The sequence below is a fragment of the Sulfuricurvum sp. genome, from assembly GCF_049587615.1.
Lineage (GTDB): Bacteria > Campylobacterota > Campylobacteria > Campylobacterales > Sulfurimonadaceae > Sulfuricurvum.
The window spans coordinates 193,338-210,372 of sequence record NZ_JBAVEF010000050.1 but is presented as its reverse complement, the minus strand read 5'-3'; the positions used below and the strand labels follow the sequence as shown (position 1 = coordinate 210,372).

Genomic DNA, 17,035 nt, shown 5'->3' with positions numbered 1-17,035 from the left:
AGGCGAATCAATGCCGATTGCTTCCAATGCAACCAAAGAAGGGCGTTCTGAAAACCGCCGTATTGAAGTCGAACTTATCAAATAAATTCGGCTTCCTCCCCCTCACTCATATTTCCGCTTCGGCGGGGATAGAAATTCTTCTCTTATTTTTTAACTCGCTTTGTAAACTTCGTCATAAACTTCTCTATTTTCGGTGCAATCACAACATAGCAATACCCTTGCGTCGGATGCTCATTGTAGTAATTTTGGTGATACGCTTCGGCTTCGTAAAATTCCGGTACAGGAGAAAGTTCTGTCACAATCGCCTCCTTCCACTGTTTTTGCGCGGATTGAATCGATGTGAGCGCTTTTTCTTTTTGTCCCTCGTCATAATAATAAATTACCGATCGGTATTGTGTCCCCCGATCAGCTCCTTGGGCGTTTAATGTGGTTGGATCATGTATCGCCCAAAAAATATCCAAAATCTCTTCATACGTTATGATATCCGGATCATAGGTTATCTCCACAACTTCAGCATGGCCTGTGGCCCCGCTGCATACCTGTTCATAACTTGGATTTTTACGTGCACCTCCTGCATACCCGCTGAGTGCACTCAAAACACCCTCTACACGATTATAAACCGCTTCAATGCACCAAAAGCATCCACCCCCCACGAGGGCTTTTTCTACTCTTCCCATGATTTGCCTTTTTTTGGATGATTATCGGCTGTAGCGGCTGTTAGAGGGTTGAAAGAACCGTATTGCCTCAAAGTTTTAAGCAGATATCTTTTTGCCTATTTTTTAATCATTCATTGCCCCGTTTTTGTCATATGTTTTATTATAATTTTAGTGTTTCGTCAAAACACGTTATCGTACGGTAATCTTTTATCGATACGATGTCGTTTATATCGAACAAAGGAGAACCCAATGGAAAAAATGACCCCATTCGAAAAAATGTTGGTTAAAAAACTACGCCGATCCAAACGCGCCAGCTGGATGGTTGACTAAATAATCGTTTGCCTGTCCGGGCAATATCCTCTTTCTCATACGTTACTATTCCCCTTTGATCCACCATATGATACTTTTCTTTGCCCTTCGTTAACATCATTACGTCATACTTTACGGCTCAACAGTCACTGTAAAAAGGATCCGTATGCTTCAGGCGCTGATGGTCGAAGATGACCCTGATATCACGACATTACTGGTAAACTATCTCAAAAATTACGGCATAGCCCTCAATGCTGTCTCAACCCCTAGCGAAGGACTAACTCTTTTAGATACGGATCCTTTTGATCTCATCATTTTGGATTTAACCCTGCCGCAAATGGATGGACTGGAACTGTGCAAAGCAATCCGACTCAAAACCGATATCCCTATTGTCATTTCAAGCGCTCGTAGCGATATCAACGATAAAATTATCAGCCTCCAATACGGGGCAGACGACTATCTCCCCAAACCGTATGAACCGCGTGAGCTCATCGCACGGATCAAAAGCGTTCTCCGCCGCTATCACCCGACACCGGAGACAAAAAAGAAACCCTTCATCCTGAATACAGAGGAACAAACCATTCACTATAACGGCTCCGCTCTTTCTTTAACGCGTGCAGAATACGAGTTGCTCTCCTTGTTTATCCGCCACCCCGACCAAACGCTCAGTCGTCATTTTCTCTCCACCCATTCCGAAGCGATTTCATGGGAAAGCTCGGCTCGGACCATCGATGTCATTATCAGCCGACTGCGCCAAAAAATCGAAAAAGATCCTAAAAATCCCCGCTTTATCCACTCCATACGCGGAAGCGGTTATCGCTTTTCAGGATAATCGATGGGTCACAGTATTTTTCTCAGAATCACCCTTTTTTTTCTCGTCGCCATCATCGCTATGGGGATAGGATTTTACGCCCTGAACCAAAAACTCGGTCATGAGTATGAAAAGCGTCTTGAGAGGGAAGCGGAGAATCTCCTTTTAATCCTCCGCAAAAGCATCCCCTTCGCTCCGGCTGATCGGCGATCTTTTTTACAAGATCATGGCTACAGTATTGCCGAGCCCCATCCGGATCTCATCAAAACCCTGCATACGGGACTCGCTAACATTCCGGAAAATTACCCCGAAGCAATCCAAGACTCTCTCAAAGAGGGGCGGATACAAATACTCAAAGACGATCATCATCTCTACGTCTATCTCACCAAAGCGTCTCCGCCGTTACTGGTCATCAAAGCCGATGTCGCCAAACGCCCGCTCTGGCCTGAAGCTCTTTTTATCACCCTTTTGGTGAGTTTGCTCCTCCTCTATTGGCTGATTATTAAAACGCTGTTTCCCCTCAAAACACTCATACACGCCATCACCCATTATGCCCAGGTAGGGAATTACATCCCCATCAAAAGTATCCAAAAAGATGAAATCGCCCTTGTCGCCCGTGCATTGGACAATGCGATGGAAAAAAACCAAACCCTCATGGAAGCACGGAGACTCTTTTTACGCAACATCATGCACGAGCTTAAAACACCTATCACGGTCGGAAAACTAGCCCTCCCCTTCCTTAAAAAAGGGGAAGAAAAATCGATTTTGGAACGGGCATTTTTACGGATGGAGAACCTGATAGCCGAATTGGTTCGGGTAGAGCAAATCACCTCGGGAGCTCTGGCACCTCATGTGCAACAATGCGACCCGAAAAGCTTAATCGATAAGGCAAAAGGGTTGCTTTTTCTAGGAGAGGGGGTAGTCGAAGCGATAACGGATGGCACATCCATTGATGCGGATTGCGAGATAATGGCAACGGTCTTTAAAAACCTCATCGACAATGCGATCAAGTACAGTTCCGATGGTAAAGTCACTATCATTCAAACCAATGAACGTATTTGCTTTTACAACACGGGAGAGCCCTGGCCTTCAGATGCTACGCTCAAAACGCTCACTGAACCCTTTTTTCATCATCATGACAATCCGCACAGTTTCGGACTAGGGCTCTATATTGTCAAATCGGTTATCGATGCACACAACTTTACACTGAAGTATCGGTATGCACAGGGGAAACACTGCTTTGAAATCGTGTGTCGGAATCCTCTTGTACCGCATGATTAAGGCGAATCTCAAAACATGCCCCTTTGAGGGTATTGTAGACGCTTAATTTCCCTAAAAAGTGTTTCTCAATAATCATTTTGGCCATATACAGACCGATTCCGGTCCCCTGCGATTCAAATTTGGTGGTGAAGTAAGGGTCGAAAATCTTATCAATGATCGCTATTGGAATCCCTCCCCCCGTATCTTCAATGCTGATCGTACAATAACGCTCATCACTGACACAGCGGATACGGATAGTGCGTTCATCCCCCGGATGCTGTTCAATCGCTTCACGGGCATTATTAACCAAATTGATAAGGACTTGTTTGAGTTCATTAGGGTAAACCAGAACTTCGATAGCCATATCGATCTCCCGCTCAACGGCAATTTTTTGACGCGTTAATAAAGGGCCCAAAAGGGCTTCGACATCATTGATCAAAGCATTGATATTGACCGAGATTCGGTTACGGTCCTGTTTGAAAAAATTACGAAAATCATCGATCGTCTGAGACATGTATTCGATTTGTGCTTCGGCAATCTCGATGACTTTTGCCGCTTCACCCGTCCCTGCCAATGAACAGCTCAAATTTAATCGTGTCATGGAGAGACCCAGAATATTGAGCGGTTGGCGCCATTGATGCGCAATCGATTCGAGCATCGAGCCGATCTCCGCCATTTTGGCTTGCTGCATCAGCAGTTTTTCCTGTTTCCGATTTTTTTCAACCGCCTTTTCAATCTCCTCCTGGAGGCGTTGATTAAAGGTTTCGAGTTCGCCGGTACGTTGACGTACCAGTACGTCAAGGCGGTGATTTTTATAGGCGATCAAGATAAACAACACCGCGATAAATCCGATGATTCCCCATACAAGGCGGTAATTAATCGGATCGTTGCGCTCCATCAGAAGCCAATGGCCGTGAATCTCTTCGTATTCTGAGGGGGTTATAGAAGCCAATACTTTATCAGAAATCGCGGCTAGCATTCCCCAGTCATTACGAAACGCAAATGCAAGTTCATATCGGTAGGGGGTCTCTCCGACCACCTTGAGATGCTTAAGATTATGGCGCTCGATGAGATGACTGACCACACCCAGCCCTTCGATACACGCATAAGCCTCACCCGAAGCAACGCTCTGGAGTGCTTCGAGGGATGTATCCGCCATGACCGGAATAATTTTGGGATGATGGGAACGCAAAAACTCCTCGCTCGCATGCGAACGGACAACCGCCACTTTTTTTCCGATCAAATCGTTCAAATCATTCACATACCCGACATTGGAGTTTGCTACGATCACGATCGACTGTTTTAAATAGGGGCGGCTAAAGGCCAAATTCTCACGCCCCTTAGGGGTAATAGCTGCACACGAGAGCATATCAAGCTCTCTGTTCCGGACAGAGCGGATCGAATCGCTCCAGAGTCTTCGACTGTAATCGATTTCAAAATGGACCCCCAACCGTTTTTCAAGAAGGCTCAGATACGATGCACTGATCCCTGAATGTCTCCCTTTTTCATCAACCGATTCGATAGGAGGCCAGTTTTGATCTATTCCGACCCGGATGACCGGATGCGCTTTCAGCCACGCTTTTTCTTTCTCGCTCAACTGCAATGCGCTGTGTTTATAGATTAAAGGATTAAACGAAGGGATCGATTGGACGACCTCCATCAGCCGATACCCTTGTGCGATCATCTCCAGACGTACGGGATCGATCGAGCCAAATGCAGTATCGGGGCGAAATGCAAGCTCTCTTAGCACTTTGCCCTCATAGATCAATGCATCCAGAGATTTATGCTGGGGATTATACTCCCGATAAATCAGTTCCGCCGTCTCTTCGATATGATCAAACGCCCAAAGCCATCCCCGCATTGACGCATCATAAAAGGCTTCGGCTCTTTGGGGATTCTGGGTCGTTTCTTTTTTCGTCGTAAATAAAATATCGCTGTAAAAATCAAATCCGTACTCTTTAGGATGAATCGCGTGCGTTTCTACCCCCGCTTTTTGGAGGATATAGGGCTCATTTGAGAGATACGCGACCATAGCGTCGGTTTCGCCCCGCGCCAGCGACATCGGATCATAGGAATGCTTTTGAACCTTGAGATCGGATACGGACAAACCGACACTTCGAAGCATCGCCTGCATCTCTGCCCCTTCGATCGTATCGCCGGTCAACATGACCCGTTTATGTTTTAAATCCTGAGCATGATCAATACGGGCATCTTTACGGGTAAGAAGCATCATCGGTGAGGATTGAAATGTAGCTGCCATCAGGACAAGCGGTGAGCCCTTGATGTAGTCGACAATCAGGGAAGAGCGTCCCACACCATACTGCGCTTTGCCTTCCATCACCGCATCAAAAGGGTCTCGTTGATTACGGGCATCGAGGATGGTAACCTCCACTCCCGCATCCCGATAATACCCCTTCTTTTGCGCGACGTAATATCCTGCGAATTGAAACTGATGGAGCCATGGCAGCTGTAACGTCACCGACTCTTTCGACCATGCGATACTCATCAAAAAAAGGGATAAAAGGAGCAGCTTTTTCATAGCTAAGAGTGTATCCAAAGAATTATATTTTCATACTTAGAACGGCTTATGCTCCTTTTCGCTAAAATCGCATCAATTACACTTGTATAAGGTTTCTACTATGTCGGTTAAAAATATTCTTCTTGAAACGATTTCCAAACGCCCCGTTATTATTGATGGTGCCATGGGAACCCAGCTTCAAGAACGTGCCGACAATATCCCCGCCAGTGCATGGGAAGGGTTGGAGGGGTGTAACGAGCTTCTCAACGTTACCTGCCCGGAGGTGATGGGTGATATTTTTCACGCCTACCTTACCGCCGGAGCCGATCTCATCACGACCAACACTTTTGGCTCTTTTAGCTGGGTTTTGGATGAATACGGAATTGGGAGACGCGCCTATGAGCTCTCCCGTGCGGGTGCAGCCGTGTGCAAAGCGGAGTGTGACAAATTCTCTACCCCCGAGCATCCCCGTTTTGTTCTCGGCTCCATCGGTCCGGGAACGAAACTCCCCTCACTCGGACACATTCACTACGATGAAATGTATGCAGGGTATTTAGAGTGCTGTTTAGGGCTCATCGATGGCGGATGCGATATTTTCCTCCTTGAAACCTGCCAAGACCCTCTCCAGATCAAAGCAGCGCTCCATGCGTGTGAAGCGGCGAACCGTGAGCGTAACACGGAACTCCCCATCATGGTCTCCGTTACCATCGAGCTGGCGGGAAGTATGCTCATCGGAACCGATGCGGCAACCATTGCGACCATCATGGAGCCGTTCGACATCATCAGTCTGGGATTCAACTGCGGTACGGGACCGGAACAATACGGCAAACACGTCAGAACCCTCTCCGAAGTATGGGGAAAACCGATCTCGGTTCATGCCAATGCGGGGCTCCCTCAAAATCGCGGCGGCTACTCCTATTATCCGATGGGACCGGATGAATTTGCCAAACTCCAATGTGACTTTTTAAACTTTGACGGGGTGAGTTTCCTCGGCGGGTGTTGCGGTACGACCCCCCAACACATCCGAGCCCTCGTCAACAAAGTCTCCTCCATCGCCCCAAAAAAACCGGCCGGTGCTACCCCTCCTTCTATTGCATCCCTTTTTAACACCGTCGAACTGATCCAAAAGCCCGCTCCGCTACTCATCGGGGAGCGCTCCAACTCGACCGGATCGAAAGCATTTCGCGAACTGATCATCGCCAGTGACTACGAGGGGACATTAAGCGTCGGTCAGGCGCAGGTTCGTGACGGTGCCCATTGTCTCGATGTGAATGTCGAATTTGCAGGGCGTGATGGTGCGGTCGATATGGCGCACGTTATGAGACTCTACAACCAAAAAATCTCCATCCCCCTTATGCCCGATGCCACGCGGGTCAACACGATGGAGGAAGCACTCAAATGCATCGGCGGAAAACCGATCATCAACTCGGTCAATCTCGAAGATGGGGAAGAGCGGCTCGACGCGATCTGTTCTCTCGCCAAAAAATTCGGTACGGCACTCGTATGTCTCGTGATCGATGAAAAAGGGATGGCGAAAACGACGGAAGATAAAATGCGGATTGCGGATCGAATCTACGATCTATGTGTCAACCGCCACGGTATCGATCCGCGCAACCTGATGTTCGATATGCTCACCTTTACGGTGGGAAGCGGTGATGTGGAGTACCGTGACGCCGCTATCCAAACCCTCGAGGCGATCCGACAACTCCACCAAAAATATCCGAATGTCGGCTCAACACTGGGGCTTTCCAATATCTCTTTCGGGCTTAGCATGAATGCCCGCATTTTTTTGAACAGTGTCTTTTTACACCACTGTATCGAAGCGGGAATGACCTCGGTTATCATCAATGTCAAACATATCGTGCCGCTTGCCAAAATGTCTGAAGAGGATCGTGCTATTTGTGAAGAGCTGCTCTTTACCCCGGATGATCAATCGCTGTTTAAATTTATCGAACACTTCAGTGATAAAACCATTGATAACGGTAAAAATGATGAAGCCTATGAAAGCTTAAGTGATGAAGAAAAAATTTCTAAGCTCCTCATTGACGGTGACAAAGAGCGGATGATTCCGCTCGTAGAAAGTGCCCGCCATACGATCAACCCAGACGTAATCGTTAATGAGATCCTCATCGATGCAATGAAAATCGTCGGAGAGCTTTTCGGGTCAGGGAAAATGCAGTTACCGTTTGTATTGCAAAGTGCCGAAACGATGAAAACCACCGTCGATTATCTCAATCCTTACCTCTCCAAACAGGAAAAAGATACGGATACGACCCTCGTCATCGGAACCGTCAAAGGGGATGTTCACGACGTGGGGAAAAATCTCGTCGACATCATCCTCTCCAATAACGGGTTCAAAGTCATCAATGTCGGGATTAAAACCGAACTCGAAGAGTATCTCGATGTTATGAAAGCCCAAGATATCCACGCCATCGGAATGAGCGGACTCCTCGTCAAATCGACCCAAGTGATGCGTGACAACCTGGAGACGATGACAAGCATGGGGATCACAACACCGGTGCTGTTAGGCGGTGCGGCACTTACCCGCAGTTTTGTGGACGATTTCTGCCGGCCGATCTACAACGGAGCAATATTTTACTGCCGCGACGCGTTTGACGGGGTTATCGCGATGAGCCGGATTGAGAAATACAACGCCGATCCAAGTGTGGGGCTTGATACCCGTTTAGGCGGTGATATGGTTGAACGTGCCGCCAAAGAGGTGATTGACGTGGTTATCCCTCCGTTTCATGAGCTTAAAATGCCGTGTGAAGTGAAAATCCCCACCCCTCCGTTTTGGGGACGTCGTGTCTTGCGCAAAGAGCAACTCGATTTTGAGATGGTGTGCGGATGGATCAATAAACGGAGCCTCTTTAAAATGCACTGGGGATACAAACGTGCCGGAATGCCGGTAGAAGAGTACAAAAAACTCTTAGAGACCAAAGTGTACCCCGCCTATGAGCGTATTAAATCTGAGATTATCAAGCGGGGGTTGTTTGAGCCGACTGTGATCTACGGATACTATCCCGTCCGAAGCAGCGACCGTGAACTATTGATTTTCGATGAGAGCTGCGGATGGAATATCGATGCTAACGCTAACCGCCAAAACCTCGAAGAGGTGATCGGGAATGCCAAATATGTGTTTGAATTTCCGCGCCAGCGTAAAGCACCCCATCGCGCATTGAGTGATTTTTTCGCCCACACCCGCGATGATGTATTGCCACTAACGTGTGTTAGTGTCGGGGACAAATTTAGCGAGTATGAAAAAGAGCTCTACGCCGCCAATGAGTATTTGGAGTACAATATGGTACACGGATTTGGGGTAGAGCTGGCCGAAGCGCTGGCCGAAGTGGCACACAAACAAATCCGCCTCGATCTTAACATCGCACACGATGATGAAGGGTTCAGCTTGCGAGATGTTCGCCTCAACCGTTATGCGGGGGCGCGATACAGTTTCGGGTATCCTGCCTGTCCAGACCTCGAACCCAGCCGTATCATTTTTGATCTCTTACGTCCCGAAGAGTTCGGTATTACCCTCTCTGAAACATTCCAAATCCATCCGGAACAAAGTACGACGGCGCTCGTCGTCCATCACAAAGAGGCGACGTATTACAATATATAGTCCGGTGTTTTTAAAATCTTCCTGACACAAATGAGCTGCGCGCGAAGCGGTAGTGCGAGAGTCGTGCAAAGCGAACTGTCGGGATGATGAGCTTTTTTGCTACTTTTTTGGCGGGACAAAAAGTAGGAGAAACTTATTTTTTCCCCCACACCTTCTCGATCCATTCCCCCATCTTAGCTTCATAACCAATGTTTTTGAATTCGACAAATTTGAGCGGTTTGGAGAGGTATTTTTGATCTACCCATCCGCCGAAGTCATGCGGATAGAGATACCCTTTGTGCTGTTGGCGCAGATGAAGGGGAATATCGAGAATCACTCCGTTCTTTACTGCTTGCTGCGCCGCATTGATCGCGTTATACGCCGTATTGGATTTCGGAGAGGCACACAGATAGATCACTGCCTGAGCGAGGATAATCCGAGCTTCGGGATAACCGATTTGTTTGACACTCATCATCGCCGAGGTGGTCAATGTCAGTGCTTGCGGATTGGCATTTCCCACATCTTCGGAGGAGAGGATCACGAGACGCCGTGCGATAAACTCGGGCGGTTCTCCCCCCTCGATTAAACGGGCAAGATAATAGATCGCCGCATCGGGATCGCTTCCACGAATGCTTTTAATGAGGGCAGAAGCGAGATCGTAATGCACCCCCGCCTCTGAGCTCCCCAGCGATTGCGCCGCGGGACGGAGCGATTTAAGCAAGAGAAGCGTCATCGGTTTGTTGAGTGCCGAAGCGACTTCGAGGAGTTTGAGCATCGCCCTCGCATCTCCCCCTGAACTCGCAATTAGATACTCTCGCGCCTCTTCATCCATTTCCACCTTGGTCCGTACTAACAAATCTGCTAACGCTTCATGCGTAATCGAGTGGAGTTCAAACAACAATGAGCGCGAACGCATCGCCGCAGTCAACGAAAAATAGGGATTCTCCGTCGATGCACCGATGACTAACACACTGTTTTTTTCCATAACCGGCAATAACACCTCTTGCTGGTTTTTTGCCAGACGATGCACTTCATCGATAAAAATAAGGGGCTTTGTCAGAGAGCCTTCATATTGATCAAAAATCTTTCGCAAATTTTCGATTTTGAGTGAAGTGGCATTAAACTCATAAAAGGGGAGATCCATAACGTCGGCGATAATTCGGGCAAGTGTTGTTTTTCCGCAGCCGGGAGGACCGTAAAAAAAAGAGTGGGTGAGAGCACCCCCCTCACATAAAGAACGAAGAGGAGCATCCGAAGAACACAGGTGAGGCTGTCCTACCACATCATCAAATTTTTTGGGACGAAGCAGATAAGTGAAGTCTGCCACCTTTAACCTGCAATGACCTTGATAATCACTTCCCGTGCTTGGCGGGGACCGTCAAACTCACCGAAGAAAACTCCTTGCCATTTTCCGAACATCGGACGTCCTTCATACACCGGAATACTCACCGATGCGCCCATCCGAGAAGATTTGAGATGTGCTGCAGCATTACTTCCGACATGCGAATACTTGGCATCGCTGGGGATGACGGTTGAGAGGGCGGAGAGTAAATCGCGGCGGAGATTCTGGTCGGCATTTTCAAACAAAAAAACACTTCCGGTCGTATGGGGGGTAAAAACGACACAGATCCCTTCTTTGACGCCCGAAGTAATTACCGCTTCTTTCACTTCGGCACTGATATCCATCAGCTGTGTTTTATGACTGGTTGGGAATGTGAGAATTTTCATTTCTTGCCGCCTTTTGCAAATTTAGTGTCAGGTTTGTATTTATTGGTACTGAAAGGTTCATTGGAAGGCTTTGGTTTGACCTTTGCCTTATCTTTCACAAACGTCTTTTTCGCCGGTTTGGACTCCGGTTTTTCGACAGCTCTCGGAGCTTTTGGCTGAGATTTTTGTTTTTGCTTCTCCGCTTTCTCCACCGCATCCAAAAATTCTCGTAAAGAGGAGTATTCACTTCTCTCTAAAAACCGCACTTTTCCCGTTGGAAGATTATTGAGTTCAATCCCTCCGAAACTAAGCCGTTTCAAATCCACGATTTCGGCACCGAAATGGGCAAAAAAACGGCGAAGTTCACGGTTTTGCCCCTCTCCGATGGCTACTTTAAGAATCGAATAGTCCCCTTGGTCTTTTTGTACCTGATAGGCATAAAAAGGGGCGAAACTCATCGGCCCCGCATCAGCATGTTCATGCGCACCCGCACTGGCGTCTTCGAGCTCCAGCCCCTCCCCCATGGCGATTTTCATCCCCTCGGTAACAGGCCCTTTGATTTTGATCTTGTAAACCCGTTCCATCTTCGACGTCATAAGTGCCGTGGCCACCCGCGACGCATCGGTCAGAAGCAATAGCCCCTCGGAAGCAAAGTCAAGTCGTCCGACGGGGATGTAATGGCGATACTGCTTTGCAAGAGAATCGTAAATCGTTCTACGCCCTTGAGGGTCCTTTTTAGTCACCAGTTCGCCGCGCGGTTTGTTATACACAATCACGGTGAACTGATCGTTCGGAACAATTTTATTCCCGCTTACCATGACATTGGCATGACGTTCATCCACCTGTGTTGCAGGATTGGTTTCGATTTCCCCATCGATACGGACATATCCGTCGAGAATCGCCTGATCGGCTTCGCGACGGGAATAGGTCGAGTAGTGAGCAATAAATTTGTTAAGTCGCATCATGAGATACCTGCTTCCACGAGAGTATGAAGATGCAGTGCACCTTGTATAACGCCGGTGGTATCGGTGACCACCAGCAACTGAATTTTTTTGGTTTCGATCAGTACCAGTGCATCACTGGCGAGCATCGCCGCATCATTAATCACAAGAGGATTTTTAGTGGCGTAAGCCTTCGCAGACGTATCCAGCGAAAACGACTCATTCATCAGAGCGCGACGGATATCTCCGTCACTGAGAAGCCCTGAGAGCTTCCCTTCCCCATCGGTCAGCATCACCGTCCCCAGACGCCCTTCGCTGAGTTTCAAAATCGCCTCTTTCAGCGGAGTATTCTCATCCACGATCGGGAGATTTTCGGTGCGCATTAAATCGCTCACTTTGACAAATAACCGTTTTCCTAACGCTCCGCCGGGGTGAAAGGAGGCAAAATCCTCTTTTTGGAAATTGCGTGCCCTCATTAAACACACCGCCAATGCATCCCCCATCGCAAGGGTTAAGGTCGTTGAAGAGGTAGGGGCAATATCAAGCGGACATGCTTCGGCAGAGACGTTGATATTAAGTACCTCATCGCTGTAGCGTCCAAGCGTCGATGCAGGATTTCGGGTCATTCCGATCAATGGGATATCAAACCGTTTGATATGGGGGAGAATGGAACTGAGCTCCGGACTTTCGCCGCTGTAACTGATCGCCAATACCGCGTCTTCTTTGCCGATCATCCCCAAATCTCCGTGCAATGCTTCGGTAGGGTGGAGAAAAAAGCTGGGCGTCCCCGTAGAGGCAAACGTTGCGGCGATTTTGGCCCCGATCAGCCCCGATTTTCCAACCCCTGTGATCACCAACTTGCCATGGCACGCAAGAATAATCTCTACCGCACGGACGATTTCCGCTCCGAGTCGTTCGGAGCCTTCGCGAAGTGCTTGCGCTTCGATTTCAAGTGTGTTTTTGGCTATTGCGATATAATCGTTGTTCATAAATATAATTATAGCCGAAATGGACTTTATCCATGCAAAACCTTTACCAAGAAGTAAACACTCTGGATCATCGAGCTGTAGAAAAATTTGCCCTCAGTGAAACAATCATGATGGAGCACGCTGCGTTATCAATGGCGCAATGGATTCATGAGCGTTTTGAGCGAAACACTTCCCTCCTCATCGTCTGCGGCAGTGGAAACAACGGTGCAGACGGACGGATTCTCGCACGACAACTGGAAGGGGACTACCGTATCTCCTTCGATTATCAGAGCGATCTCCACTATGATGTCATCGTTGATGCCCTCTTTGGCAGCGGTCTTAACCGACCTCTCGATTCTGCAACCCGTGCATTGCTGGATATTCTGAATGCTTCCGACGCCTTTAAAATAGCCTGCGATGTCCCAACCGGTCTGTTTGCAGACGGAACGCTCGATCCCCATGCGTTTAAAGCGGATCTCACCATCACCATGGGAGCCCTAAAACGAAGCCTCTTCAGCGACGCGGCCAAAGAGTACGTGGGAAAAATTCATGTGGCCAATCTTGGAGTTTCACGTTCACGCTATGAGATACCCTCCCCATGGCAGCTACTCGACCCCTCTGATCTCTCCCTGCCGCTGCGTACACGCACCTCAACACACAAAGGATCGTATGGCCACTTGGCACTCGTGTGCGGAGAAAAGATCGGGGCCTCCGTCATCGCCGGCTCTGCCGCCCTGCGTTTTGGTACGGGGCTGGTAACTCTTTTAAGCAACGAAAACGTTCACATCCCGTATGATCTGATGCAAAGTCACTCTCTTCCCGCCACTGCTACCGCCATCGCATTGGGGATGGGTCTGGGGGCAGAGTTTTGCGATGATGAGCTCACCTGCTTGCTCGACAATACACTCCCGCTGGTTCTCGATGCCGATATCTTTTATCATCCGATGTTTCTGAAACTCCTCCATCGTGGTGGGGTTGTCCTCACCCCCCATCCCAAAGAGTTCACACAAATTTTACGTATCTGCGGCATCGCCGATATCACCACCCAAACCTTGCAAAATGACCGGTTTCGCTATGTGGAGCAATTTTGTGCCGCATTCCCGAATACCGTATTGCTCCTCAAAGGGGCCAATGTCATTATTGCTCAACATAAACGCTATTTTATCAACCCTCACGGTACCGTCGCACTCGCAAAGGGAGGAAGCGGGGATGTACTCAGCGGGCTGATCGGCGCATTGCTGGCCCAAGGTTATACGCCGCTGGATGCAGCGCTCCAAAGCTCTCTTGCCCATACCCTTGCAGCACAAAAATTTGATAAAAACAACTACGCGCTGACCCCGTTTGATCTTATAGAAAGAATATCTGCTTTATGAAAAAAATCGTTGCACTCTTCAGCGGCGAGGGGACCAACCTCGCCAACCTAATCGAAAAGATTCATCTTAAACACGGCGCCATTGTCTGCGCCATTACCAACAACCCAAATGCCGGAGGCATTGCCAAAGCACGTTCAGCCGGTATTCCGGTAGAAATTTTAGATCATCGTGAATTTGAGAGCCGTGAGGCTTATGATACCGCCCTCGTTGATCTGATACGCGAATACAACCCTGATCTGGTGGTTTTATGCGGATTTATGCGGATACTCACTCCTGTTTTCACCTCCAATATCCGCTCCATCAATCTCCACCCCTCACTTCTCCCGGCTTTTAAAGGGGCCCGGGCTATCGAACGGAGTTTTGAGAGTGATGAAAAAGTATGCGGCGTCAGTGTCCACTGGGTGAGCGATGAACTGGACGGGGGAGAAATCATTATGCAAAAAAGTTTTCGTAAAAGCGATGAGGAAACACTAGAAAGTTTTACGGTAAAAATCCGTGCAATCGAGCATGAAATTTTACCCCTCAGTGTTATGAGCCTTCTCAAAGAATCCTAACAGAATCGTTATGTTATAAACCCAAGAACAATCTCCAAAGGAGTCAATTTTATGCACACATTACAAATCGGAAAATATACGCTCGGCAGCCGTCTTATCGTCGGGAGCGGCAAATACGACTCTTTTGAAACGACCAAAGCCGCCACCTTGGCAAGCGGTTCAGAACTTATCACCGTCGCCGTCCGCCGTCTCAATATTACCAATCCAAACGAACCAAACCTTCGCGATACGTTTGCGGGAACGAACGTCAAGTTTTTGCCAAATTCGGCAGGATGTACAACGGCTGAGGAAGCAATCACCCTTTTCCGCCTCACTCGAGAAGCGACAGGAATCGATCTGATCAAACTCGAAGTGATCGGCGATACCCAAAAAACCCTCTATCCGGATGTTTTAGAGACGATCAAAGCGTGTGAAGTACTCGCCAAAGACGGATTTACGATCATGGCCTACACCAGTGATGATCCGATCATGGCACGCCGCCTCGAAGATGCGGGAGCCCATGCGATCATGCCTCTCGCCGCTCCGATCGGAAGCGGTCTCGGTGTCCAAAACCGTTATAACATCGTATTTGTACGCGAAGCGGTGAAAGTGCCGATTATCGTCGATGCGGGGATCGGATGTGCGAGTGATGCGGCATTAGCGATGGAGTTAGGAGCGGATGGCGTATTGACCAACACGGCGATTGCGCAGGCGCAAAATCCGATGATGATGGCGGAAGCGATGAAGAACGCCGTAATCGCGGGACGTTTAAGTTATCTCGCTGGACGTATTCCGAAACGTCCATATGCGACGGCATCATCACCAGTGGATGGAATGATACAGTTTTAATACCTTCTATACTTTTCTTTTCATAGAAAAGTATCAAAAGAAATCGCCCTCACCACAAATCGCTTGCGGTACGCTTGTGCCCTACGGCACGCGACCTTGCTCTTGGTATGGGGTGAGGGCAAAATATTTTATTTGTATGATTTTCGCGTATAGCGAAAATAGATAACAATCTATCCCCTGAGCATCCTTGAAAGCCACGCGCGAAGCAATAGTGCGAGAGTCGCGTGAGCGCTTTGCTCAGGGGATGACTTTCTTTTGTTTCTTTTCTTTCTAGAAAGAAAAGAATATCAAGCCTCTATGTAGTCCAAATCCTCATGAAACGTCTCACGGGTAAAATAAAGTGCCACCAAAGCAATCGTAAACACAACCGATCCCACAACTGCGGCGGAACCCAAAACCCCCATACTCTCTTTTAAAAGCATAAAACTCGACGTGATCGGTACGACCGACCCGCGTACGAAATTGGGAACCGTCGTTGCGACGGTCGCACGGATATTCGTTCCGAACTGCTCCGCCGCCATCGTGATAAAGAGGGCCCAGTAGCCGCAAAATACCCCCAGTAAAAATACTGCAACATAAAAAGTCTCAGCACTTGCACCCGACAAGTTGAAATAATAGAGGACACTTGCCACAGAAAAGACCATGAAAATCGTATAGGCACGTTTGCGGCTCTGCATCTGCTGCGAAAGATATCCACTCGCCAAATCGCCTACAGAGAGACCGATATAGGTGTACATCAATGCTTGACCTGCGGTTACTTCACCACTAATCTCCAACGCTTTAGCAAACTCAGGAGAGAACATCACCAAAACCCCGACGACATACCACAACGGCATACCGATGACAATTGCTTTAATGTATTTACTGAAAAGCTTTTTATGGCTGAAAAGGGCAAAGAAATGGCCCCGCTTCACATCATCACTGACATGGTGTTGAAACATTTCCGACTCTCTGACCCGGAATCGCAAAATCAACAGTAAAAAGCCGAGCACCCCTCCGATAATATAGGCATTGCGCCACGCAAAGTGTTCGGCAACGATATTGGCCGCGACAACCCCAAGAACACCAAACGCGGCGATACTCATCACCCCGTATCCGCGAAGCTCTTTGGGGAGGATTTCAGCCACCAGCGTCACCCCGGCCCCCAATTCACCTGCCAATCCGATACCGGCGATAAATCGGAGCAATGCATACTGCTCAACATTGGTGACAAACGCATTGAGGAGATTGGCCACCGAATAGAGGATAATCGAAGCAAAAAGAACTGAAAGCCGCCCTTTTTTATCTCCGAGAATCCCCCAAAGAATCCCGCCGATCAGCATCCCCCCCATTTGAGCGTTGAGAATAATCGAACCCCACAGAGTAACGCCATCTTTATCGAGTCCCAGCTCGGTCAAACTCTCGACACGTACAACACCAAACAAAATCAGGTCGTAAATATCGACAAAATACCCCATCGCGATTACGATAACGGGGAGTGTCAAAACTTGACGCCATATACTCATATTCACC

The 17,035-nt window shown here is 48.4% G+C and carries 13 protein-coding genes; 6 read left to right on the top strand and 7 right to left on the bottom strand.

Going from position 1 to position 17,035, the window contains the following annotated elements; translation table 11 throughout:
• Nucleotides 1–143: 143 nt before the first annotated feature.
• Nucleotides 144–677, bottom strand: a complete 534-nt coding sequence (gene msrA / locus WB308_RS09570) for a peptide-methionine (S)-S-oxide reductase MsrA (RefSeq protein ID WP_424191019.1) — start codon at nucleotides 675–677, stop codon at nucleotides 144–146.
• Between the two features lie 454 nt (nucleotides 678–1,131).
• Between msrA and WB308_RS09565 the strand changes: the two genes are divergently transcribed.
• Together WB308_RS09565 and WB308_RS09560 are read left to right on the top strand one after the other, a co-directional pair.
• A complete protein-coding gene (locus tag WB308_RS09565) occupies nucleotides 1,132–1,797 on the top strand; it encodes a response regulator transcription factor (RefSeq protein ID WP_424191018.1) in 666 nt (221 codons plus the stop codon).
• Nucleotides 1,798–1,800: 3 nt separating this feature from the next.
• Nucleotides 1,801–3,057, top strand: a complete 1,257-nt coding sequence (locus WB308_RS09560; RefSeq protein ID WP_424191017.1) for an ArsS family sensor histidine kinase — start codon at nucleotides 1,801–1,803, stop codon at nucleotides 3,055–3,057.
• Here the strand turns inward: WB308_RS09560 and WB308_RS09555 are convergent.
• Nucleotides 2,978–5,575, bottom strand: coding sequence for an ABC transporter substrate-binding protein (locus tag WB308_RS09555; protein WP_424191016.1), 2,598 nt, complete (start codon nucleotides 5,573–5,575; stop codon nucleotides 2,978–2,980). The genes WB308_RS09560 and WB308_RS09555 overlap by 80 nt on opposite strands.
• Before the next feature lie 100 nt (nucleotides 5,576–5,675).
• Between WB308_RS09555 and metH the strand changes: the two genes are divergently transcribed.
• Nucleotides 5,676–9,173, top strand: a complete 3,498-nt coding sequence (metH, locus tag WB308_RS09550; RefSeq protein WP_424191015.1) for a methionine synthase — start codon at nucleotides 5,676–5,678, stop codon at nucleotides 9,171–9,173.
• A gap of 133 nt (nucleotides 9,174–9,306) precedes the next feature.
• Here metH and WB308_RS09545 read toward each other — a convergent pair whose 3' ends face one another.
• Genes WB308_RS09545 through WB308_RS09530 form a run of 4 tightly spaced genes read right to left on the bottom strand, consistent with a single transcriptional unit; the run spans nucleotide 9,307 to nucleotide 12,789 of the window.
• Nucleotides 9,307–10,479 (bottom strand): replication-associated recombination protein A, encoded by a 1,173-nt coding sequence (locus tag WB308_RS09545; protein WP_424191014.1) that lies wholly within the window; start codon nucleotides 10,477–10,479, stop codon nucleotides 9,307–9,309.
• A gap of 2 nt (nucleotides 10,480–10,481) precedes the next feature.
• Nucleotides 10,482–10,880, bottom strand: a complete 399-nt coding sequence (locus tag WB308_RS09540) for a secondary thiamine-phosphate synthase enzyme YjbQ (RefSeq protein ID WP_424191013.1) — start codon at nucleotides 10,878–10,880, stop codon at nucleotides 10,482–10,484.
• Nucleotides 10,877–11,824, bottom strand: a complete 948-nt coding sequence (locus WB308_RS09535) for a pseudouridine synthase (protein WP_424191012.1) — start codon at nucleotides 11,822–11,824, stop codon at nucleotides 10,877–10,879. Before WB308_RS09535 ends, WB308_RS09540 begins: the two co-directional genes overlap by 4 nt.
• Nucleotides 11,821–12,789, bottom strand: coding sequence for a KpsF/GutQ family sugar-phosphate isomerase (locus WB308_RS09530; RefSeq protein ID WP_424191011.1), 969 nt, complete (start codon nucleotides 12,787–12,789; stop codon nucleotides 11,821–11,823). The genes WB308_RS09535 and WB308_RS09530 overlap by 4 nt, the downstream gene beginning before the upstream one ends.
• 32 nt (nucleotides 12,790–12,821) lie before the next feature.
• Between WB308_RS09530 and WB308_RS09525 the strand changes: the two genes are divergently transcribed.
• From WB308_RS09525 to WB308_RS09515, 3 genes are read left to right on the top strand one after another with little or no spacing between them, the layout of a single operon-like run.
• Complete coding sequence (locus WB308_RS09525) at nucleotides 12,822–14,141, top strand: NAD(P)H-hydrate dehydratase (RefSeq protein ID WP_424191010.1); 1,320 nt, start codon at nucleotides 12,822–12,824, stop codon at nucleotides 14,139–14,141.
• The gene (gene purN, locus WB308_RS09520) at nucleotides 14,138–14,695 is read left to right on the top strand and encodes a phosphoribosylglycinamide formyltransferase (RefSeq protein ID WP_424191009.1); all 558 of its coding nucleotides are present in this window, start codon (nucleotides 14,138–14,140) and stop codon (nucleotides 14,693–14,695) included. The genes WB308_RS09525 and purN overlap by 4 nt, the downstream gene beginning before the upstream one ends.
• 51 nt (nucleotides 14,696–14,746) lie before the next feature.
• Nucleotides 14,747–15,523, top strand: a complete 777-nt coding sequence (locus tag WB308_RS09515) for a thiazole synthase (protein WP_424191008.1) — start codon at nucleotides 14,747–14,749, stop codon at nucleotides 15,521–15,523.
• Between the two features lie 287 nt (nucleotides 15,524–15,810).
• Here WB308_RS09515 and WB308_RS09510 read toward each other — a convergent pair whose 3' ends face one another.
• Nucleotides 15,811–17,028, bottom strand: a complete 1,218-nt coding sequence (locus tag WB308_RS09510; RefSeq protein ID WP_424191007.1) for an MFS transporter — start codon at nucleotides 17,026–17,028, stop codon at nucleotides 15,811–15,813.
• Between the last annotated feature and the right edge of the window lie 7 nt (nucleotides 17,029–17,035).